This window comes from Streptomyces sp. NPDC001068 (genome assembly GCF_042897315.1).
Taxonomy (GTDB): domain Bacteria; phylum Actinomycetota; class Actinomycetes; order Streptomycetales; family Streptomycetaceae; genus Streptomyces.
Map to the genome: position 1 here is coordinate 270436 of NZ_JBIAYD010000014.1, position 21400 is coordinate 291835.

Consider the following 21400-nt stretch of genomic DNA (forward strand, 5'->3'; position numbering starts at 1 on the left):
CAGGGATCAGAGTAAGCCGCGACCGGCCCTCGCGTAAGAGGCATCGGCCTGTCTGTTTCCTCGCATGTTCCACGCAGAGCGACCCTACGCACGCGTAGGGGTCCGCCGCACTTTCGTACGACGGACCCCTGTTGCACCTGTTTTGCGACCACGGTCGGCCGATACCGAAGGTTACTTCTTGCTCTTGGCCGATCCCGCGCTGTCATCGCTGCTCAGGACGGCGATGAAGGCCTCCTGCGGAACCTCCACGGAACCCACCATCTTCATCCGCTTCTTGCCTTCCTTCTGCTTCTCCAGCAGCTTGCGCTTACGGGAGATGTCGCCGCCGTAGCACTTGGCGAGGACGTCCTTTCGGATGGCGCGGATGGTTTCCCGGGCGATCACCCGGGAGCCGATGGCGGCCTGGATGGGCACCTCGAAGGCCTGCCTGGGGATGAGCTCGCGCAGCTTGGCGACGAGCCGGACCCCGTACGCGTAGGCCGCGTCCTTGTGGGTGATCGCCGAGAAGGCGTCCACCTTGTCGCCGTGCAGCAGGATGTCGACCTTGACCAGGCTGGACGTCTGCTCGCCGGTGGGCTCGTAGTCCAGCGACGCGTAACCGCGCGTCTTCGACTTCAGCTGGTCGAAGAAGTCGAAGACGATCTCGGCGAGCGGCAGCGTGTACCGGATCTCGACGCGGTCCTCGGACAGGTAGTCCATGCCGAGCAGGGTGCCGCGCCGGGTCTGGCACAGCTCCATGATCGAGCCGATGAACTCGCTGGGCGCCAGGATGGTGGCGCGCACGACCGGCTCGTACACCTCGCCGATCTTCCCCTCGGGGAATTCGCTCGGGTTGGTGACCGTGTGCTCGCTGCCGTCCTCCATGACGACGCGGTAGACCACGTTCGGGGCGGTCGCGATCAGGTCGAGCCCGAACTCGCGCTCCAGCCGCTCCCGGATCACGTCCAGGTGCAGCAGGCCGAGGAAGCCGACCCGGAAGCCGAACCCGAGGGCGGCGGAGGTCTCCGGCTCGTAGACGAGCGCGGCGTCGTTGAGCTGCAGCTTGTCCAGGGCCTCGCGCAGCTCCGGGTAGTCGGAGCCGTCCAGCGGGTACAGACCGGAGAAGACCATCGGCTTCGGGTCCTTGTAGCCGCCGAGAGCCTCCGTGGCGCCCTTGTTCTGGCTGGTGACGGTGTCGCCGACCTTGGACTGCCGGACGTCCTTCACACCGGTGATCAGATAGCCCACCTCGCCGACGCCGAGGCCGTCGGCGCCGAGCATCTCGGGCGAGTTCGTGCCGATCTCCAGCAGCTCGTGCGTGGCACCGGTCGACATCATCCTGATGCGTTCGCGCTTGTTGAGCTGCCCGTCGATGACACGGACGTAGGTGACGACACCGCGGTAGGAGTCGTAGACCGAGTCGAAGATCATCGCGCGGGCGGGTGCGTCGGCGACGCCCACCGGCGCGGGGATCTCCTTGACCACCTTGTTCAGCAGGGCGTCGACGCCGAGGCCGGTCTTGGCGGAGACCCGCAGCACGTCGTCCGGCTCGCAGCCGACCAGGTTCGCCAGTTCCTCGGCGAACTTCTCCGGCTGGGCCGCCGGCAGGTCGATCTTGTTGAGCACGGGAATGATCGTGAGGTCGTTCTCCATCGCCAGGTAGAGGTTGGCGAGGGTCTGCGCCTCGATGCCCTGGGCCGCGTCGACGAGGAGGACCGTCCCCTCGCAGGCCGCCAGCGACCGCGAGACCTCGTAGGTGAAGTCGACGTGCCCCGGGGTGTCGATCATGTTGAGGATGTGCGTACTGCCCTGGTCGGGGCCCTCGGTCGGGGCCCAGGGCAGACGCACCGCCTGGGACTTGATCGTGATGCCGCGCTCGCGCTCGATGTCCATCCGGTCGAGGTACTGAGCACGCATCTGCCGCTGCTCGACCACACCGGTCAGCTGGAGCATCCGGTCGGCGAGCGTGGACTTGCCGTGGTCGATGTGCGCGATGATGCAGAAATTGCGGATCAGCGCCGGGTCGGTACGGCTCGGCTCGGGCACATTGTTAGGGGTCGCGGGCACGCAGGGTCCTGTCTCTTGAGGCGCCTTATGCCTCGGGTCGGATCGATACGTAGCCTCCATGGTCCCATGACGGGGGACCGGGGACCGGTTTGGGCGGGTCCCCGCCGCGCTGCTACTCTGGGCAGCTGTGTCTCATGCCCTCTCAGCACGAGGCACGTCTTCTGGAAATCATCGGTACGGGATCTGCACGGTCCCGCACCAGAACCTGAAAAGGCTCATTCGTGGCGAACATCAAGTCCCAGATCAAGCGGATCAAGACCAACGAGAAGGCTCGGCTGCGCAACAAGGCCGTCAAGTCCTCCCTGAAGACCGCGATCCGCAAGGCCCGTGAGGCTGCTGCCGCGGGTGACGTCGAGAAGGCCACCGAGTACCAGCGCGCTGCCGCGCGTCAGCTCGACAAGGCCGTCTCCAAGGGCGTCATCCACAAGAACCAGGCCGCCAACAAGAAGTCGGCGCTTGCTTCCAAGGTCGCTTCCCTCCAGGGCTGACACTTGATACGACGCCGGTAGGACCCGGGCGGGCCCTCTCATCCGCCCCCGGCCGGCCCCCTGAGCCTGTTCGCGGCCTGCGTTCGCCACGCGGGAACGGGCTCGAAAAGCTTGAACCCGATGCCCCGGCACTTCGCCCTTCCCCAGGGCGGAAGCCGGGGCTTTCGGCATACCCGGCGGGCCCGTTCTTCTGGTCGGCGCGGTTCGTCAGCCCCGGCCTCGCGACCGTGCCGCCCGCGCGATGGTCACGACGGCCTTCTCCAGGGCGTACTCGGGATCGTCCCCGCCGCCCTTGACCCCCGCGTCGGCCTCGGCGACGGCCCGCAGCGCCACCGCGACCCCGTCGGGCGTCCAGCCGCGCATCTGCTGCCGTACCCGGTCGATCTTCCACGGCGGCATGCCGAGCTCCCGCGCGAGATCGGCGGGCCGCCCGCCCCGCGCGCCGGACAGCTTCCCGATGGCCCGGACCCCCTGCGCGAGCGCGCTCGTGATCAGCACCGGGGCGACCCCGGTCGCCAGCGACCAGCGCAACGCCTCCAGCGCCTCCGCCGTGCGTCCTTCCACGGCCCGGTCGGCGACGGTGAAGCTCGACGCCTCGGCCCGCCCGGTGTAGTACCTGCCGACGACGGCCTCGTCGATGGTGCCCTCGACGTCGGCGGCGAGCTGCGTCACGGCGGAGGCCAGCTCCCGCAGGTCGCTGCCGATGGCGTCGACGAGCGCCTGGCAGGCCTCGGGGGTGGCGGAGCGTCCCAGCGCACGGAACTCGCCCCGCGTGAACGCGAGCCGGTCCGCGGGCTTGGTCATCTTCGGGCAGGCGACCTCCCGTGCTCCCGCCTTGCGCGCCGCGTCCAGCAGCCCCTTGCCCTTGGCCCCGCCCGCGTGCAGCAGCACCAGCGTGATCTCCTCGGCGGGCGCCCCGAGGTACGCCTTCACGTCCTTGACCGTGTCGGCGGACAGGTCCTGGGCGTTGCGCACGACGACGACCTTGCGCTCCGCGAAGAGCGACGGACTGGTCAGCTCGGCCAGCGTGCCGGGCTGCAACTGGTCCGGGGTCAGATCCCGCACGTCCGTGTCGGCGTCGGCGGCCCGGGCAGCGGCCACCACCTGCTGCACGGCGCGGTCGAGCAGCAGTTCCTCCTGCCCCACGGCGAGCGTCAGCGGGGCGAGCGGGTCGTCATCAGCAGTCTTCTTCGCCATCACGCCAAGCATCCCACGGCCCACTGACAACGCGGCCGGTCACCGCTACGGCTCCTCCCGCCACCCCTCCCACTCGCCAGCGAACTCGTCGAGCTCGGCCGGGTCCAGCCGCCCTTCCGCGTCGCGCAGGAGCAGCAGCCACTGGGCGTCCTCGGCGTCGTCCTCCCCCGCCAGGGCCTCCCGAACCAGCCGCGGCTCCTCACCGGTCCCGAAGCGCTCCCCGAGCGCCTCGGCGGCCTCCTGGGCGGCGTCGCGGTCCGGCAGTACCAGCACATGTCTCACATCGCTCACGGCACCATTCTCGGACACCGCGGCAGGCCGCAACGAGCCGGAGCGGCCGGGGCGGTCAGTGGCGGACGGCTCAGCCCTTGGGGACGATCTGCACGTCGAGGTCGATGCGGATGCTCGGCCCGACCACCGCGATCCCGCGGGCCAGCATCGTCTGCCAGCTCACGGTGAAGTCGTCCCGGTGCAGTTCGGTCGTGGCCCGGCAGGCCGCCCGTACCTCGCCCTCCATGCCGTTGCCGAGTCCGAGGTACTCCGTGTCGAGCGTGACCGTACGGGTCACGCCGTGCAGGGACAGCGCCCCGGTGACGGCCCACCTGGTGCCACCGCGGTGCGCGAACCGGTCGCCGTAGAACTCCAGCGTCGGAAACCGCGGTGCGTCCAGGAAGTCCGCCGACCGCAGATGGTCGTCGCGCATCCGCACGCCGGTGTCGATGGTCGCGGCGTCGATCACGACATGCAGGGCGGACCGTTCCATCGGGTCGGCGATCCGTACCGCGCCCGCGAACGAGTTGAACCGCCCGTGGATCCGGGCCAGACCGATGTGCCGGGCGGTGAAGGCGATCGAGGAGTGTGTCGGCTCGATCTCCCAGTCCCCCGGCGCCGGCATCTCCGGCGGCTGGGCGACCTGGAGGGTGACGTCACCGAGCGAGGCGAGGGAGCCCTCACCGACCTGCGCGACGGCCCGGTACGGCGCGAACCCCTCGGCGGACACCGCGAGCCGGTACTCCCCGGCCGGCAGGGTCGTCATGAACGATCCGTAGGGATCCACGCCGCCACTGACCACCATGCGCCCGAGCGTGTCGGTGACGGTGAACTCGGCGTTCGTCACCGGGTCGTTCACCGGATCGAGCACCCTGCAGCTCAGCACTCCGGCGTCGGGCGGAGTGTGCACCGCGGCAAGGGGCCCCATCCGCTGCGCCCGGCTCGTCCGGTTCCCCTTCAAGCCGCCGAACATCCACGCCACCCCTGTACGCCTCGCCATCACCCGTTGCCGAAGAAACATTCGATCACTGGTGAGGCTTTCGGGGCAACTCGGGCCCACATCACGGGAAACCAGCGCATGCGCCTGAACTACCCATGAGTAGCCTGTTAGGGGCCGTAATACCGCGTTCTCCCGCCGCCGCCCGAATCAGCTGTTCCGGGCGGCACCGCGCGGCTCGCCGACCTCGGGGACCCGGTCCAGCTCGATCCCGAACCGCTCCCGGTAGACCCTGAGCACCTCGTCGTCGCCCTCCAACTCCCGTACCTCACGCGTTCCGTCCGCGGTCGTCACCGTCAGCGTCCGACCGCCGAGCGTGATCCGCCCGCCGTCCCCGGTGACCAGGGAACACACCAGCGACCGCGTGAAATGGGACGCCGGCGAGGTGCTGTGCCACCACGCCCCGGCCGTGAAGTCCTCGAGCGTCCGCGGCCTCACCTCCAGCCGGTACTGGGGCTTCCCGTCCCGCAGCACGTCCAGGTCCCCACCCGCCGCACCCGGCCCACCAGCGGCCCCCGCGGCGTGCGGCCCGGCCTCGGTGATCCGGAACACACCGCCCGGATCCGCCTGCTCACCCCGCTCCGCGAACGCCAGCGGAAAGTGGCTGTGCGCACCGAACCCGACGTCGGCGAGCCACTCACCGCCGTCCACCGTCCCGACGCGCAGCGCCAGATGGTCGTACGGGATCCCGAGCCGCCCCTCGTCCCCGTACACCCGCCCCGCCAGCAGGGTCACCTCGAATCCGAGGGAGGTCAGCAACGCGGCGAAAGCACCGTTGAGTTCGTAGCAGAAACCACCGCGGCCCGAACCCGTCACCTTGTCCAGCAGCCGCTCCTCGGACGGCACGGTCTCCTCGCCGAGGTGCACCGACAGGTTCTCGAAGGGCACGGTCCGCAGATGCCTCAGATGCAGGTCGCGCAACACCCCCGCGGTCGGCCGGGCCGGACGGGCGGCCCCGAGCCGCCGCAGGTAGGAGTCGATCCGCGCACTGTTCACCGAATTCATGCCCTCAGTCTCGCGCCACTGCCAACTCCCCCGCCTCCCTCCCCTCACGGCCGCCGGTCACGGCGAGCGCCCCGTCCCGGTCGGTCCGCAGCACCACCGCCCCGACGGCCCGCAGCCGCGCCACCGTGTCCGGCGCCGGATGCCCGTACGGGTTGTCCGCCCCGCACGAGATGAGCGCCACCCGGGGCGCCACCAGGCGCAGCAGCTGCGGATCCTGGTACGCGGACCCGTGATGGGCCACCTTCAGAACGTCCACCCGGCCCAGTCCGGCGGCCGCCGGTGATCTCATCAACTCCTGCTGGGACGCGGGTTCGAGGTCGCCGAGCAGCAGCATCCGCAGCCCGGCCGAACGGACCAGCAGCACGACACTCGCGTCGTTCGGCCCGTCCGGCGCCGGTGCCGGGTCCGGGGGCGGCCAGAGCACCTGCCAGTCCAGCCCGCCGGTGGTACGCCGCTCCCCGGCCACCGCACGCGTGACAGGGATCCGGTGCTCGGCCGCCTCCCTCCGTACGAACTCGGCCTGCTCCGAGGGTTCCTCGAACCCTGTCGTCTCGATCTGCGCCACCGTCCGTCCGCGCAGCACTCCGGGCAACCCTCCGACATGGTCGGCGTGGAAGTGGGTCAGGACCACCAACGGGACCCGGGTGATGCCCAGTTCCCGCAGACAGCGGTCGACCGGTGCCGGGTCGGGCCCCGTGTCCACCACCACGCCGGTGCCGTCGCCGGCGGCGAGCACCGTCGCATCCCCCTGCCCGACATCGCACATCGCAAGCCGCCAGCCGGGCGGCGGCCAGCCGGTGATCGCCCGGGTCAACGGCGCCGGCCGCACCACCAGCAGCGCCAGCAGCAACCCCAGCGCCCCGCACCACCACGGATGCCGCAGCAACCGCCGCCCCAGCGGTACGACCACCACCGTGACCCCGGCCAGCAGCAGCGCCCCGGTCCAGCTCCCCGGCCAGTCCACCGCCGCACCCGGCAACGCGGCCCCGGTCCGGGCGATCGCCGCGATCCACCCCGCCGGCCAACCCGCGCACCACGCCAGCACCTTGGCCAAAGGCATCGCCACCGGTGCCGCCGCGAGCGCCGCGAACCCCAGCACCGTGGCCGGCGCGACCGCGACCTCGGCCAGCAGATTGCACGGCACCGCCACCAGACTCACCCGCGCCGCCAGCACCACGATCACCGGCGCGCACATCGCCTGCGCCGCGGCAGCCGCGCTCAGCCCCTCGGCCAGCCGCTCCGGCACCCCGCGCCGCCGCAGCGCCTCGCTCCAGCCGGGCGCCAGCACCAGAAGCGCCCCGGTGGCCAGCACGGACAGCAGGAAACCGAAACTGCGCGCCAGCCACGGGTCGTACAGCACGAGCAGGAGAACAGCCGTGGCCAGCGCCGGGATCAGGGACCTGCGACGGCCCGTCGCCAGGGCGAGCAGGGCGACGCCTCCGCAGGCCGCGGCACGCAGCACGCTGGGGTCCGGCCGGCACACGACCACGAAACCGAGGGTGAGCGCCGACGCGAACAGCGCCGTCGACCGCAGCGACAGCCCCATACGCGGGGCGAGACCGCGCCGCTCCGCCTTCTGGGCCAGCCCCGGCGGGCCGATGAGCAGGGCGAGCAGGATGGTGAGGTTGCTGCCCGAGACCGCGAGGGTGTGTGCGAGATCGGTCGCCGCGAACGCCTCGTCCAGTTCGGGTGTGATCCGCGAGGTGTCGCCGACGACCAGCCCGGGAAGCAGCGCCCGCGCGTCTTCGGGCAGCCCCTCGGTCGCCTCCCGCAGCCCGGCGCGCAACCGCCCGGCCAGCCGCTGCGGCCCGTCGGGTCCGCCCACCACCACAGGGGCCGGCCACTCCCGCACCCGCAGCATCGCCGCGGTCGGGTCCCCGCCGGCCGCCGCAGGCGCCAGCCGCCCGCTCACCCGCAGCCGCGTGGAGGGAAGCAGCCCGAGCCACCGCGCACGCCCCTCGCCACCGGGCGCCCGGACACCCGGGCCGACGGCCATCAGCACCGGCGACCGCGTCCTCACCTCCCGCCCCTCAACGCTGTCCACGCGCCGAACCTCGGCGCGCACCAGCACGGCGACCGGCGTGGCATGGTCTCCTCGCACCCGTGGCCTGCTGACCCACGGGTCGCCCGTGAGTTCCACCTCCGCGGTCACGGTCGCGTAGGAGCGGGCCAGCGCGGGCACCGGCCCCCGGCGCACGTCCGCCCCGTGCAGCCCCGCGGAGGCGGCGGCCCCTGCGACGCAGAGGAGCAGCGCGCCGACGGAGGCGTTCCGCCAGGTAGGCGCGAGCGCCGAAGGATTACGGATCACCGTGCCCGAGCGGAGGCCCTGCGGATCGACGGCCGGGTCGACGGTCACCGCTGGGTGCCGTCCGCGAGCGGGGACGTTGCCGGGCACCGTGCCGATGCGGCGGTTCGTCCGGCTCCGCCACAGCAGGATCACTCCGGCGACCAGGCAGCCGACGGCGGTCCCGGCCGTCCACACCACTGGTGCGTCAAGGGTCAGTGCCGCCGTCGCCCAGGCGGCCAGCGCGGGCGGCACCAGTCGCAGGTCTGCCGGCGGGTCCGGCCGGCCGGTCGCGGTCCTGGACCGCCTGCCCGGGCCGGTCCGTGCGACCGGGGGCAGGGCCCTGGATCCCGGCGGTGCTCCGCCGGCCGAGGTGGTCATGGCCGTACCAGATCCCGGAGGTCGGAGAAGCGGCGGTCGCCGATGCCCCTGACCTGTCGGAGTTCGTCCACCGAGCGGAACCCGACGTGCTCGGTCCGGTAGTCGACGATGTGCTGGGCCAGCACCGGACCGACCCCGGGCAGGGCGTCGAGCTGGTCGACGGTCGCCGTGTTCAGGGAGACCGGAGCTGCGGCTCCCGTTCCCGCCGCCCCGCCCGCCACCGGGCCCGAGGCGGCCGGCGGGGCGGGGCCCCCGACGACGATCTGTTCGCCGTCCACCAGGAAGCGGGCGCGGTTGAGTCCCGCGGTGTCGGTGCCGGGCCGCACCCCGCCCGCCGCCCGCAGCGCGTCGGTGACCCGGGATCCGGCCGGCAGGGAGTGGACCCCCGGCTCACGCACCTTCCCGGCGACGTCCACGACGACCTCGCCGCCGTGTCCCGCCGGCCCGGCGGACGCCGCGACGGTGCTTGCGCCCGGGGTCGGCGGCTTCTCTTCGCTCTTCCCGTAGGGTGCCTCGGCGCGCACCACCTCCGGGGCGCTCACCGTCTCGGTGCGGCCCGTCCAGAAGTGCTGTACGGCCAGGGCTCCGGCCACGACGAGAACCACCCCGAGGGCGACCGCGCCCCGGCGCTCCAGCCCGCAGCGGGTCTGCAGCCACACCGGCATCCGCTCCCGGACGGCGAGACCGAACCGGGCCCGCACGGTGGGAAGCACCGGCCGGCGCACGGCCGAGTCCTCGTCGGCGAGCACGCGAGCCGAGGACATCACGGCAGCCGCGGTGGAAAGGACGGCCGCGGCGGTACGCACTCCGGACACGGCGGCGCGGACCCCGGAGGTGGCCGCGGTGAGTCCGGCCGCAGCTCCGGTACCGGTCACCGTCCCCCCGTGCGGGGGTCCGTGGTCCGGTTCCGGCCGGATGACTCCGCGGGCGCCGAAGAGGAGTTCCGCCCGGCGGCGCAGCTCCTCCGCGGGAGCCGGGCGGCGACGGGCGCGGACCCGGACCGCGGGCCTGCGGTTACGGGTGCGGCCGTCAGAGGCGGGGCCCCGGCCGGGGCCACTGGTCGCATGTGTCTCGTGTGAGCGTGATCGAAGTGCCATGCGACGAGGATGGAGCTCTTCGCCGATTCGCGATGATCTTGCTCAAGTTCGGTGGATCACGACCCGATTGTGGATAACTCCGCCACCCACACGGGTGAGGACCGCGAGGTCGCCGCTCTCCGATCCACGGGTCAGCGCGGTGAGACGACCGCCCCGAGCAGGCCGGGCCCGGTGTGCGCGCCGATCACCGCACCGACCTCGCTCACATGCAGCTCGCGCAGCCCCGGCACCCTCGCCCGCAGTCGCTCGGCGAGAGCCGAGGCCCGGTCGGGGGCGGCCAGATGGTGGACGGCGATGTCCACCTCGGCACCGCCCGCCCGCTCCGCCGCGAGCTCCTCGAGGCGGGCGATGGCCCGGGACGCGGTCCGCACCTTCTCCAGAAGCTCGATCCGGCCGCCGTCCAACTGGAGCAGGGGCTTCACGGCGAGCGCGGAACCCAGCAACGCCTGGGCCGTACCGATACGGCCGCCGCGGCGCAGGTAGTCGAGGGTGTCGACGTAGAAGTACGCCGTGGTGCCGGCAGCGCGCTTCTCCGCCGCCGTGACGGCCTCGTCGGCGGTGCCGCCCGCCTCCGCGGCCTCGGCCGCCGCGAGCGCGCAGAAACCCAGCGCCATGGCGACCATCCCGGTGTCCACCACCCGCACCGGGACAGGTGCCTCACGGGCCGCGAGGACCGCCGCGTCGTAGGTGCCGGACAGCTCGGCGGACAGATGGAGCGAGACGATGCCGGTGGCGCCGGACTCGGCGACCTTGCGATACGTTTCGGCGAACACCTCGGGGCTGGGCCGGGAGGTGGTGACGGAGCGCCGCTTCTGCAGAGCCTGGGCCAGGGAGCGTGTCGAGATCTCGGTGCCCTCTTCGAGCGCCCGGTCACCGAGGACCACGGTCAGGGGCACAGCGGTGATGCCGTGGCGCTCCATCGTCCGCGGCGGCAGGTAGGCCGTTGAATCGGTGACGATCGCGACATGGCGGGACATGAGCTGGAGGTTACCTGGCGTAGCCCGAGGGCGGCAGCCCGCCCCCGCGCGCCCCGGCCTAGACCGGCCGCCTCAAGTGGTGCTCTCCGGCCTCGGCTTCTTCTGCCAGCGGTAGGTCTGACGCTGTCCGGGCGGCGTGATCGCGGGCTGCGCCGGTACCCCGTCCGGGGCGGACCGGGGTGCCTCGGGCCAGGTCTGACGGTCGCCCTGGCCGGCGGCGGCCTCGGGCCCCGGCGGGGTGTCGGCCGCGGGGGCGGGGCGGGTCCAGTGCCGCAGGGCGTCCGCTTCGACGTCGATCTGTGTGCTCAGGCTGTCCAGGTCGTCGTCGGCGAACCGGTGGGCCCGGTCCCGCACGGCCCACCGAAGGGCGTCGGCGGACTCCGTGATGCGGGTGGTGCGCCGACGCAGGTCGGGCAGCCGCGCGGCGAGCGTGGCCCGGTCGGGTTCCGCCTCCAGGCGCCTGAGTTCGCCGTCCAGTTCGTGCCCGTGCGCGCTGAGCCGCTGGAAGAGGCCGAGGGACTCCTTCAGCGACTCGTCCTCGGCGACACCGGCGTCCAACGCGTCCTGGGTGGCTCGCATCGAGGTGCGCAGGGCGAGCCGCAACTGGGCGATCTCGGCCGCCGGGCCGATCTGGACCATCGACCTGGCGCGCAGCGTGTGGTCCTCGACCGTCCTGCGGGCCTGGGTGATGGTGCGGTCCACACCGCGCTTGGCGGCACCGATCGCCTTGAACGTGAGGTATGCCCCACCCGCGGCGAACAGCAGGAAGAGCACGGCGAATACGGCGATCACTGTTTCCACGGTGCTCCTCCTCGGCTCCCGGTCACCCGACCGCATCCGAGCACGGCGGGGGCGGCCGCCCTCTTCAACGGTAAACGCAAAGGGCAGGCCCGGAGTTCCGGAAAAACCCCGAACCTGCCCGTAGGGGACCGCCCGGAAGCGGCCCGAAGCGATCACGCCGTGACGATGTTCACCAGCTTCGGCGCACGGACGATCACCTTGCGGATACCCGCACCGTCCAGTGCGGCGACGACCTTCTCATCGGCCAGCGCGGCCTTCTCCAGCTCCTCCTCGGAGATGCCCGGGGACACCTCCAGTCGCGCCTTGACCTTGCCCTTGATCTGCACGACGCAGGTCACGGTCTCGTCGATGACGTAGTCCGGGTCGGCGACCGGGAAGTCCCGGTGGACGACCGAGTCGGTGTGGCCCAGCCTGCGCCACAGTTCCTCGGCGACGTGCGGTGCCAGCGGCGCGATCATCAGCACCAGCGGCTCCGCGACCGCGCGCGGCACCGCGGCGCCCGCCTTGGTCAGGTGGTTGTTCAGCTCGGTGACCTTGGCGATGGCGGTGTTGAACCGCAGGCCCTCCAGGTCCTGACGGACACCGTCGATCGCCTTGTGCAGAGCGCGCAGCATCTCCTCACCGGCAGCGTCCTCGGTGACGGTGACCTCTCCGGTCGCCTCGTCGACGATGACGCGCCACAGCCGCTGCAGCAGCCGGAACTGGCCGACCACCGCACGCGTGTCCCACGGCCGGGAGACGTCCAGCGGACCCATCGCCATCTCGTACAGGCGCAGTGTGTCGGCACCGTACTCGGCGCAGATCTCGTCCGGAGTCACCGCGTTCTTCAGGGACTTGCCCATCTTGCCCAGCAGTCGGCTGACCTGCTCGCCCTCGTGGTAGAACGCGCCGTCGCGCTCCTCGACCTCGGCGGCGGGCACCGGGAATCCGCGGCCGTCCCGGTAGACGTAGGCCTGGATCATGCCCTGGTTGAACAGTTTGTGGAACGGCTCGGCGGAGGAGACGTGTCCCAGGTCGTACAGCACCTTCGACCAGAAACGGGCGTACAGCAGGTGCAGTACCGCGTGCTCCGCGCCGCCGACGTACAGGTCGACGCCGCCGTGCGGCATGCCCTGACGCGGGCCCATCCAGTACCGCTCGATCTCCGGGTCGACCAGCTGCTGGTCGTTGTGCGGGTCCAGGTAGCGCAGCTCGTACCAGCAGGAACCGGCCCAGTTGGGCATGGTGTTGGTCTCGCGGCGGTACTTCTTCGGCCCGTCGCCCAGGTCCAGGGTGACGTTGACCCATTCCTCGTTGCGCGACAGCGGCGTCTCGGGGTGGGTGTCCGCGTCCTCCGGGTCGAAGGTGCGCGGTGAGTAGTCCTCCACCTCCGGCAGTTCCAGCGGCAGCATCGACTCGGGCAGCGCGTGCGCGACGCCGTCCTCGTCGTAGACGATCGGGAAGGGCTCGCCCCAGTAGCGCTGCCGGCTGAACAGCCAGTCACGCAGCCGGAAGTTGACGGTGCCCTCGCCGATGCCCTTGCGGGCCAGCCATTCGGTGATGCGGGCCTTGGCCTCCGCGACCGGCAGGCCGTCCAGCTTGATGTCGTCGTTGGAGGAGTTGATGATCTTCGCGTCGTACGAGGCGAAGGCCTCCTCCCAGGTGGAGGTGTCGGTGCCGCGGCCGTCGGTCGGCTCGACGATGCAGACGATCGGCAGCTCGAAGGCGCGCGCGAACTCGAAGTCGCGCTGGTCGCCGGCCGGGACGGCCATGATCGCGCCGGTGCCGTAGCCCATCAGCACGTAGTCGGCGACGAACACGGGGACCTTGTCGCCGTTGACCGGGTTGGTCGCGTACGCGCCCGTGAACACGCCGGTCTTGTCCTTGGCCTCGGCCTGCCGCTCCACGTCGGACTTCGCACCGGCCTGGGCGCGGTAGGCGGCCACGGCCTCCGCGGGCGTGGCATGACCACCGGTCCACACGTCGTGCGTACCCTCGGGCCAGGCGGCCGGGACGAACGTGTCGACCAGCGGGTGCTCGGGGGCCAGCACCATGTAGGTCGCGCCGAACAGGGTGTCGGGGCGCGTGGTGAAGACGGTGATCTTCTCGCCGTCGATCGGGAAGTCGACTCGGGCGCCTTCGGAACGGCCGATCCAGTTGCGCTGCTGCAGCTTGATCGCCTCGGGCCAGTCCAGCGCCTCCAGGTCGTCCAGCAGGCGGTCGGCGTAGGCGGTGATGCGCATGTTCCACTGGCGCAGCTTGGCCTTGAAGACGGGGAAGTTGCCGCGCTCGGAGCGTCCGTCGGCGGTGACCTCCTCGTTGGCCAGCACGGTGCCCAGGCCGGGGCACCAGTTGACCGGTGCGTCGGAGGCGTAGGCCAGCCGGAACTCGCCCAGGACGTCGCCGCGCTCGACCGCGGTCAGTTCGTTCCACGCGCGCGTGTGCCCCGGTACGGCACGTTCACCGGACTCGAACTGGGCGATCAGTTCGGAGATCGGGCGGGCCTTGCCCGCCTCGTCGTCGTACCAGGAGTTGAAGATCTGCAGGAAGATCCACTGGGTCCACTTGTAGTAGTCCGGGTCGATCGTGGCGAACGACCGGCGCTTGTCGTGGCCCAGGCCCAGCCGGCGCAGCTGGGCTTTCATGTTCTCGATGTTGGATTCGGTGGACACGCGCGGGTGCGTGCCGGTCTGCACGGCGTACTGCTCGGCGGGCAGGCCGAAGGCGTCGAAGCCCAGGGTGTGCAGGACGTTGTGGCCGTTCATCCGCTGGAAGCGGGCGAAGACGTCGGTGGCGATGTACCCCAGGGGGTGGCCGACGTGCAGTCCGGCCCCGGACGGGTACGGGAACATGTCCATGATGAACTTCTTGGGCCTGGCGACCAGCTCGGGGTCGCCCGCCAGGTCACCCGTGGGGTTGGGAGCGGCGTAGGTGCCGTCGGCGTCCCAGAAGTCCTGCCAGCGTGCTTCGATCTCGGCGGCCAGAGCGGCCGTGTAGCGGTGCGGCGCGGCCTCCGCCGACGTGGCGGCGGCAGCGGGGTTCGTCTCGCTCATGATCCTCAAAGCTCCATCGATCGTCTCTGCCTGCGGCTGTGATTTTCTAGAAACGAAAAATCCCCTCGCACAGGAGGGGACGCCGCGCCGATGCCGACCGGCCGTTTGGTCCGGCGGTCGGTACTGATCAGCGCGGCCCGCTAAGCAGAAGGCGTACGGCACGCATGGCGTCAGGGTACCGCAGCGCTTGAGCAAGCCGCGACGCGCTTACGTATCAACGGTTGACACGTACGTCTAAGGCGACAACCGGGACGAGAGTTGAACCACGTTCAAAACTTACTTCGCGTAACAACCCCTATGGGACACCACCAGACCCACATTGCCCTTTGATAACAACGCAATAACTCAAACCTCGTACTGATCGGTATGGCGCCACTTAGGCTGCGGCACCGGGACCGCTTTCCCGAACTGCTCGGAGTTGCCCCCATGAACCCTCGTCGTAGTAACAGCTCGCTCCCCAAGCCAGGCCGTTCGGTCTGGGGGGTGGCGTCCGCTGTCGTTCTGCTGCTCATACCCGTGGTCGTCCTGACCGGAGGCAGCCAGTTCCAGTCGTTCTTGAACTTCGGCGCGGGCGTGCTGTCGCTCGTCTCGCTGAGCTGCTCGGTGATCTGGGGCCTGGTCGCACAGGACCGCATCTTCCTCAACACCCGCCAGCGGATCGTCGGCCAGGCGGTCCACCGGACGACCGCGGTCGCCTCGATCGCGTTCCTGCTGGTGCACATCGTCACGAAGATCGCTCTCGATCACACCGTGGTGATCGCCGCGATCATCCCGTTCTCGCTCGGCGTCACCGGAAGCGCCGGCCTGATCGGGCTCGGCTCCCTGGCCGGACTGCTGATGATCTTCGTAGGCGTCACCGGCGCCCTGCGCAGCAACTTCGCCGCCCCCGCCGTGGTGGCGGCCCGTTGGCGGGCCATGCACATGCTGGCCTACCCGGCCTGGTGCGCCGCGCTGATCCACGGCCTGTTCGCGGGCCGCGCCGCGAAGCCCTTCTTCATGATCTCGTACGAACTGTGCCTGGTCGGCGTGATGGCCGCACTCGCGCTGCGCGCCGCCCCTCGCCCGTTCAAGCGCAAGGTCGCCGACCGCCTCGTCTCCATCCTGGGCAGCTCGGAGCGCCCCGAACTGGACGATCTGGACGCCAGCCGGGCCCGGATGGGCGAGTCAGGGCAGACGGGCTACGACGGCGGACGTGAGCGCGGATCGAGGGCCCCGCAGCCCAACCCGCTGTTCCCGTCCGGCGCACCCGCTCCCGACCCCGCCTCCGGCTTCGCGGCCGCCTACCGGGCCACGTCCACGCCCGGCCAGCCCCAGTCGCCGTTCGCCGCCGGCCAGACCGCGCGCATGGAGCGGCTGGATCTGCAGGCCACCGAGACCTTCCCCCGCATGGACGGCCCCGGCAGCACCTCGGGCAGCTGGCCGGTCCCCTCTCCCCCGCCGGTCGGCGAGGCGCCCCGGTCGGCCTACGACCCGCTCCAGGACACCGGATACAACATCCCGACCTATGGCAATCCGGGCACCACGGGGACAGGCGGACGTGACGTGTACGACACGGGTGAGACGAACGCCCGCTATGGCACGTACAACTCGAATGACACGTACAACAGCGGTCCCGCCAACGAACCAGCGCCCGGCGCGTCCTACGACGCACCGGGTTCGGGCGAACCTTGGAACACGCCTTCCGGAGGCTATAGGTGAACGAGGCCCTGCCCGACGTCCCAGAAGTCCGCGTGGTCGGCCTTCCGCAGCTCACGTCGGGTTTCGACCTTGTCGAAAGACTCGATCTGCCCATGCATCTCAAGGTGCACGGGCCACTTGAGCCCTTGGGCGGGGAGCAGCTTGCGCAGCTCTCCGAACGTATCAATCTGAAGGGCCGCGGCGGCGCGGGCTTCCCCTTCCACAAAAAGCTGCGCTCGGTCGCCGAGGCGGCGATCAAGCGCGGTGTCCGGCCGGTGGTCGTCGTCAACGGCAGCGAGGACGAGCCGGCCTGCCGCAAGGACACGGTGTTGATCAACCGTGCCCCGCATCTGATCCTGGACGGCGCGCTGCTGTGCGCCGAGGCGCTGGGTGCCCGCACGCTCGTGGTGGGGGTGACTCGGGAGTCGACGCAGCGCTCCATGGAGCAGGCGCTCGCCGAACGGGGGCTGAGCACCGGTCGCCGTTCGGCTCTGAAGGCCTTCGTGCAGCGGAACCCGGTCCGTATGGTCACCGGTGCCGCCGCGTCGCTGGTCCGCTCGATCGACGGCGGTCCGGCGATCCCGCCCGGCCGCAAGAGCAGCGCCTCCCAGAACGGTGTCGGCGGCGCGCCCACGCTGCTGTCCAACGCGGAGACGTTCGCGCAGTTGGCGATAGCCGCTCGTATCGGCCCGGAGCGTTACGGCAACACCGGTCTGTACGACGAGCCGGGCACCGTCATGCTGACGGTCTCCGGCGCGGTCGCCCGCCCCATGGTGATCGAGGTGCCCACGGGTGTGCCGCTGCGCTACGTGCTGCAGCTGGCCGGGGCTCCGCCGGTGCCGCAGGGTGTGCTGACCGGCGGGTACCACGGCAAGTGGATCGACGCGGCGACGGTCAACGAGGCGATCGTCTCCCGGAACTCCCTGGACGCGGTGGGTGGTGCGCTGGGCGCGGGCGCGATCCTGCCGATCACGCAGGACACGTGCCCGCTGGGCGAGTCGCTGCGGGTCGCCCAGTGGCTGGCGGAGGAGAGCGCGGGACAGTGTGGTCCCTGTTACCTCGGTCTGCCGGCGGCCGCGCGCGGCATGGAGGACATCCTCAACGGCGGCGGACCGGCCGCCCTCGAGGCGCTCAAGCAGGTCGCCAAGAACGTGAAGCGGCGCGGCGCGTGCTCGCATCCCGACGGCTCCGCGATGTTCCTGGAGTCGACGATCAAGGCGTTCACCGACGATCTGGCCGCGCATGTCCTCGGGAACGGTTGCGGACGCCCCGTGGAGGGCGTTCTGCCGCTGTTCGAGGGCGGCAAGACGCCGACGGGCATCCCGGGCGGCGCGGAGCCCGAGGAGGCCGGCGGCAGCCGTCAGAAGATCCACGTCGACTGGACGCTGTGCCGGGGCCACGGGCTGTGCGCGGACATCCTGCCGGAGGTCTTCGAGCTGGGGGCGGACGGCTTCCCGACGGTGGCGCAGGCGAAGGTGCCGCGTTTCGCGGAGGCCAAGGCGCTGCGTGCGGTGCGCCGCTGCCCTGCGCTCGCTCTGCGTCTCGAGGAGGACACGCGTTCCCAGGCGCCGACCAAGAACCTGCCGGTCCTCTCGCAGGGCCGTGGCCGCCGCGCTCTCGGCCGCTGATCCCACCCGACACCACTGTTGTGCGGGCCACCCGGTCGGGTGGCCCGCACAACACTTCGCGCACGTTTCCGGATTTCTGTTTCCGGATGTCTTCACGACAACGTCGAAGGCGGACCATCCGTTCGGATGGTCCGCCTTCGACTTCTGTGGAGCTAAGGAGAATTGAACTCCTGACCTCCTGCATGCCATGCAGGCGCTCTACCAACTGAGCTATAGCCCCGTGTTTCGTTCCGCCCGGTTTCCCTGGCGGCGACGCCAACATTACACGGTCGACAGGGTGCACCACCAAATCGTTTCCGTTCTGCGCGGATACGGGGGCTAGTGTCGGACTTCGTGACCGTGATCGCGTTGCCTGATACCCGGCGCCGGGTGCCGGTGGCCCTGGGAGCCTGCCTCTTGTCGTTCACGGCGTTCTGGGCGGCGCAGCGGGCCGCGCGCGTGTCGATGATCGACCTGATGGTCTACCGGGCGGAGGGCGCGACCGTCCTCGCGGGCGGCGATCTCTACGCGTTGCGGACGACGGCCGCCCATCTGCCGTCCACCTACCCGCCGTTCGCGGCGCTGCTGTTCACTCCGTTGACGTTGCCGGACGTCCCGACCCTGCGGATGCTGGCGACGGCCGGGAACCTCGTCCTCCTGGTGGCTTTCGTGGCCCTGTCGCTGCGGCTCGTCGGGCACGCGCGCGTGGAGGGCGCGCTGTGGGCCGCCGCGGCGGCGGTGTGGTGCGAGCCGGTGTGGACGACCGTGCGCTACGGGCAGGTCAATCTGCTGCTGGCGGTGCTGGTGCTGTGGGATCTGTCACGGTCTCCGGCCGAACGGCCGGGGCGCTGGGCGGGGGTGGGCATCGGGCTCGCGGCCGCGGTCAAGCTGACGCCCGCCCTATTCGCGGTCTTCCTGCTCGTCACGGGCCTGACGGCGCGCCGCCGGGGCCTGGACGGCGGACCGTGGCTGCGGCACGCGCGCGGGGCGGCCGCCACCTTCGCGGGGGCGACTGTGCTGGCGGCGGCCGTCCTGCCGTACGACTCGTGGCGGTTCTGGACCGGGATGGTGTTCAGGACGGGGCGGGTGGGGCGGGCCGAGGAGACCGCGAACCAGGCCCTGCGCGGCGTTCTGGCGCGGTTGCTGCACTCACCCGAGCCGGGAGTGCTCTGGGCCGCCACAGCGGCTCTGACGGCCGTCCTGGGGCTCGCGGTGGCGGTCACGGCGGAGCTGCGGGGCCGGCGGGGCTGGGCGGTGACCGGGTGCGCGGTGACCGCGCTGCTGGTCAGTCCGGTGTCGTGGTCGCACCACTGGGTGTGGTGCGTGCCCGTGGTGCTGCTGATGTGGACGCGCGGGCACCGGCCGGTGGCCGCCGGCACGGCGCTGGTCTTCTGCTCGTACGGCCTGTGGTGGGTGCCACACCAGCACGGAAGGCCCGAATTGCACCAGAACGCCGTGGACTTGACGCTGTCGGCGCTCTACGCGCTCACCGGGCTGTTGTTCCTGGGGCTCGCCCGGACATCGTTGCCGAAGCCGGGCGGCGCTCAGGCCGTGACGAACGAGTAGAACCGCTTGAGTGTGCAGTGCTCCTCGAGAAGGCGGCCGTAGATCGGCTCGCCCTCGAGTTCACGGTAGGTCTCGATCGGGTCGCCTTTTATGATCAGCGCCCGCGCGCACTCCTCGCACCAGTACTGGTAGTCGGGGTTGATCGGCTCCATGTCGCGGACGATCGGGGTGCCGCTTCCGCACCAGTCGCACTTCCGCCTGTGTGCACCCATCGATCAGCTCCAGCTGTGGCCGCAGGCCGTGCACACGTAGGAGATCCCGCCGTTGTCGCCCAGTACCTGGGCCACGTCGACGGAACCGCAGGAAGGGCAGAGCAGCCGGGTGGTCGTGTCCCGTATCAACGCCGCATCGAGGAGGTGGCCGCCCTCCTCAAGGATGCTCGCAGGCATCGCTACTCCTCCCGTCGGGCCGCGCCCCCTTCCGGCCGTTTGATTCTGCCACGGCCGGACCAATACGGTCAGCGACGCCTCAGTACCAGTCCGGACACGGCACCCGCCGCCGCCGTCGCGGCGAGCGCCCATGCGCAGGCTGACAGCGCCTCCGCAGAGGTATACGCCCGTGGCGGCCCAAGTGACTCAAGCCGGTTCAAGAACAGTGTGCCGAACGCGGCGACCCCCATGAGCTGGCCGAGCTGGGTGACGGTCGCCAGGAGGCCGCTGGCGTCCGCCGCGTCCTCGGGGCGCACGGTTGCAAGCGCTCCTGTGAGTGTGGGGCTGAAGGCCAGCGCGAGCCCCGCGCCCACTCCGGCGTACGCCAAGTAGAGCCACACGCCCCCGTCGCCGCCGTCGTGGAGGACCAGTCCGACGGCGGCGACGGACAGTGCGGTCAGCGCGAACCCGGCCGGGGTCAGCGTCCGCTGCCAGGAGGCGGGCCACCGGCGCCAGGTCAGGGCGACCGCGCCGAAGACGACGGCGGTCGGAGCGAAGGTGAGTCCGGCGCGCTGTGCGCCGTAGCCGAGGCCGCTCTGGACGTGCAGGGTGAGGGTGAACAGGAGCCCGGCGTTGACGGCCATGACGGCCAGGATGCGGAGGACGGCCAGACCCATGCCGGGGTGGCGCAGTACCCGGGGTGCCACGATCGGGGCGCCGCCGCGCCGGGCGAGCCGCGTCTCGTAGCCGCAGAACAGCGCGAACACCAGGCCGGCGGCCACCAGGGACAGCCACGACCACATCGGCCAGTCCTCCTCCTGGCCGAGCACCAGGGGAACCGTGAGCAGCGACACGGCGGTCCCCAGCAGGGCCAGCCCGGGCAGATCCAGGCCCCGCGCCCGTTCCGGGCCGGATCCTGCGCCCTTGGGCAGTACACGCCTTCCGAGGACGAGCAGGGCAACGCCGACCGGCACGTTGACGAGGAACACCGGCCGCCAGCCGGTGCCGAACAGGTCGGCGCCGACCAGGACGCCGCCGATGATCTGGCCGGCCGCGGCGCCGACCGCGAGGACCGCCGAGTAGGCGCCGAGCGCCCGGATGCGGGCCTCGCCGGTGAAGGTGCGCTGGATGATGCTGAGGACCTGCGGGATCATCACCGCCGACCCGGCGCCCTGCACCAGCCGGAACACGATCAGCTCGGTGGCGCCCTGGGCCAGGCCGCAGGCCAGCGAGGCGGCCGTGAACAGCGCCAGTCCGGCGAGGTGGACCCGGCCGTGGCCGAGCCGGTCGCCGAGGCGGGCCCCGGTGATCAGGAGCACGGAGTAGGTGATGGCGTAGCCGGCCACGACCAGTTGCAGGTCGGCGCCGGAGGCGTGGAGTCCGGAACCGATGGTGGGAGCCGCGACGTTCACGATGAAGACGTCCAGCACGGCCATGAACAGTGCCGCGAGGACGACGGCGAGAAGCAGTCCGGGCCGGTTGTCGGTGCCGGGTGCTTCACTTTTCGCAGGGATTGGAGCGGGTGCGGGATCTGGTCCCGTCCGGGATGTCGTCGTCATGGGACCGAGCGTGGCGAGAGGCCGGTACGGGTGCCGAGAGCCCGTCGA

17 protein-coding genes and 1 tRNA gene are annotated in these 21400 nt (G+C 71.2%); 4 read left to right on the forward strand and 14 right to left on the reverse strand.

The features are described 5' to 3' along the window. Positions 1-171 precede the first annotated feature (171 nt). A complete protein-coding gene (lepA, locus tag ACFY3I_RS35565) occupies positions 172-2046 on the reverse strand; it encodes a translation elongation factor 4 (RefSeq protein ID WP_365288840.1) in 1875 nt (624 codons plus the stop codon). A gap of 221 nt (positions 2047-2267) precedes the next feature. Here lepA and rpsT point away from each other — a divergent pair, with 221 nt between their 5' ends. Next, positions 2268-2534, forward strand: a complete 267-nt coding sequence (rpsT, locus tag ACFY3I_RS35570; RefSeq protein WP_133041041.1) for a 30S ribosomal protein S20 — start codon at positions 2268-2270, stop codon at positions 2532-2534. Between the two features lie 207 nt (positions 2535-2741). On the opposite strand, the gene holA is transcribed toward rpsT, so the two are convergent. From holA to leuS, 9 genes are all read right to left on the reverse strand, one after another. Further along, positions 2742-3731, reverse strand: a complete 990-nt coding sequence (holA, locus tag ACFY3I_RS35575) for a DNA polymerase III subunit delta (RefSeq protein WP_365288841.1) — start codon at positions 3729-3731, stop codon at positions 2742-2744. A 45-nt stretch (positions 3732-3776) separates the two neighbouring features. Further along, positions 3777-4022 (reverse strand): hypothetical protein, encoded by a 246-nt coding sequence (locus tag ACFY3I_RS35580; RefSeq protein WP_390865117.1) that lies wholly within the window; start codon positions 4020-4022, stop codon positions 3777-3779. Positions 4023-4092: 70 nt separating this feature from the next. Beyond that, entirely contained in the window at positions 4093-4974 is an 882-nt protein-coding gene (locus ACFY3I_RS35585; protein WP_390865119.1) for a YceI family protein, read from the reverse strand. A 174-nt stretch (positions 4975-5148) separates the two neighbouring features. Further along, positions 5149-5994, reverse strand: a complete 846-nt coding sequence (locus tag ACFY3I_RS35590) for an arylamine N-acetyltransferase (protein ID WP_390865162.1) — start codon at positions 5992-5994, stop codon at positions 5149-5151. A gap of 13 nt (positions 5995-6007) precedes the next feature. Further along, complete coding sequence (locus ACFY3I_RS35595) at positions 6008-8668, reverse strand: ComEC/Rec2 family competence protein (RefSeq protein WP_390865120.1); 2661 nt, start codon at positions 8666-8668, stop codon at positions 6008-6010. Next, complete coding sequence (locus ACFY3I_RS35600) at positions 8665-9543, reverse strand: helix-hairpin-helix domain-containing protein (RefSeq protein ID WP_390865121.1); 879 nt, start codon at positions 9541-9543, stop codon at positions 8665-8667. Before ACFY3I_RS35600 ends, ACFY3I_RS35595 begins: the two co-directional genes overlap by 4 nt. Positions 9544-9896: 353 nt before the next feature. After that, complete coding sequence (locus ACFY3I_RS35605; protein WP_390865122.1) at positions 9897-10742, reverse strand: DegV family protein; 846 nt, start codon at positions 10740-10742, stop codon at positions 9897-9899. 72 nt (positions 10743-10814) lie between these two features. After that, complete coding sequence (locus ACFY3I_RS35610) at positions 10815-11543, reverse strand: hypothetical protein (RefSeq protein WP_390865123.1); 729 nt, start codon at positions 11541-11543, stop codon at positions 10815-10817. Between the two features lie 152 nt (positions 11544-11695). After that, positions 11696-14575 carry a leucine--tRNA ligase gene (leuS, locus tag ACFY3I_RS35615; RefSeq protein WP_390865124.1) on the reverse strand — a complete coding sequence of 960 codons (2880 nt, stop codon included), beginning with the start codon at positions 14573-14575 and terminating at the stop codon, positions 11696-11698. A 426-nt stretch (positions 14576-15001) separates the two neighbouring features. Between leuS and ACFY3I_RS35620 the strand changes: the two genes are divergently transcribed. Continuing rightward, positions 15002-16273: a cytochrome b/b6 domain-containing protein gene (locus tag ACFY3I_RS35620; protein ID WP_390865125.1), complete on the forward strand. Its 1272-nt coding sequence runs from the start codon at positions 15002-15004 to the stop codon at positions 16271-16273. Beyond that, positions 16270-17880, forward strand: a complete 1611-nt coding sequence (locus ACFY3I_RS35625) for an NADH-ubiquinone oxidoreductase-F iron-sulfur binding region domain-containing protein (protein ID WP_390865126.1) — start codon at positions 16270-16272, stop codon at positions 17878-17880. The genes ACFY3I_RS35620 and ACFY3I_RS35625 overlap by 4 nt, the downstream gene beginning before the upstream one ends. 147 nt (positions 17881-18027) lie before the next feature. On the opposite strand, the gene ACFY3I_RS35630 is transcribed toward ACFY3I_RS35625, so the two are convergent. Beyond that, positions 18028-18100, reverse strand: a tRNA-Ala gene (locus ACFY3I_RS35630). 113 nt (positions 18101-18213) lie between these two features. Between ACFY3I_RS35630 and ACFY3I_RS35635 the strand changes: the two genes are divergently transcribed. Then, positions 18214-19425 (forward strand): glycosyltransferase 87 family protein, encoded by a 1212-nt coding sequence (locus ACFY3I_RS35635; protein WP_390865127.1) that lies wholly within the window; start codon positions 18214-18216, stop codon positions 19423-19425. On the opposite strand, the gene ACFY3I_RS35640 is transcribed toward ACFY3I_RS35635, so the two are convergent. From ACFY3I_RS35640 to ACFY3I_RS35650, 3 genes are all read right to left on the reverse strand, one after another. After that, positions 19404-19637: a hypothetical protein gene (locus tag ACFY3I_RS35640; RefSeq protein ID WP_006136074.1), complete on the reverse strand. Its 234-nt coding sequence runs from the start codon at positions 19635-19637 to the stop codon at positions 19404-19406. The two genes, ACFY3I_RS35635 and ACFY3I_RS35640, sit on opposite strands and share 22 nt — an antisense overlap. Positions 19638-19640: 3 nt before the next feature. Next, a complete protein-coding gene (locus ACFY3I_RS35645) occupies positions 19641-19814 on the reverse strand; it encodes a hypothetical protein (protein WP_390865128.1) in 174 nt (57 codons plus the stop codon). A gap of 68 nt (positions 19815-19882) precedes the next feature. After that, positions 19883-21352: an MFS transporter gene (locus ACFY3I_RS35650; RefSeq protein WP_390865129.1), complete on the reverse strand. Its 1470-nt coding sequence runs from the start codon at positions 21350-21352 to the stop codon at positions 19883-19885. Positions 21353-21400 lie beyond the last annotated feature (48 nt).

Bases quoted from the DNA above. Each gene is read 5' to 3' on its own strand.
- holA (WP_365288841.1), bottom strand. From the start codon at position 3,731: ATGGCGAAGAAGACTGCTGATGACGACCCGCTCGCCCCGCTGACGCTC.
- ACFY3I_RS35585 (WP_390865119.1), bottom strand. From the start codon at position 4,974: ATGTTCGGCGGCTTGAAGGGGAACCGGACGAGCCGGGCGCAGCGGATG.
- ACFY3I_RS35595 (WP_390865120.1), bottom strand. From the start codon at position 8,668: ATGACCACCTCGGCCGGCGGAGCACCGCCGGGATCCAGGGCCCTGCCC.
- ACFY3I_RS35605 (WP_390865122.1), bottom strand. From the start codon at position 10,742: ATGTCCCGCCATGTCGCGATCGTCACCGATTCAACGGCCTACCTGCCG.
- leuS (WP_390865124.1), bottom strand. From the start codon at position 14,575: ATGAGCGAGACGAACCCCGCTGCCGCCGCCACGTCGGCGGAGGCCGCG.
- ACFY3I_RS35620 (WP_390865125.1), top strand. From the start codon at position 15,002: ATGAACCCTCGTCGTAGTAACAGCTCGCTCCCCAAGCCAGGCCGTTCG.
- ACFY3I_RS35640 (WP_006136074.1), bottom strand. From the start codon at position 19,637: ATGGGTGCACACAGGCGGAAGTGCGACTGGTGCGGAAGCGGCACCCCG.
- ACFY3I_RS35645 (WP_390865128.1), bottom strand. From the start codon at position 19,814: ATGCCTGCGAGCATCCTTGAGGAGGGCGGCCACCTCCTCGATGCGGCG.
- ACFY3I_RS35650 (WP_390865129.1), bottom strand. From the start codon at position 21,352: ATGACGACGACATCCCGGACGGGACCAGATCCCGCACCCGCTCCAATC.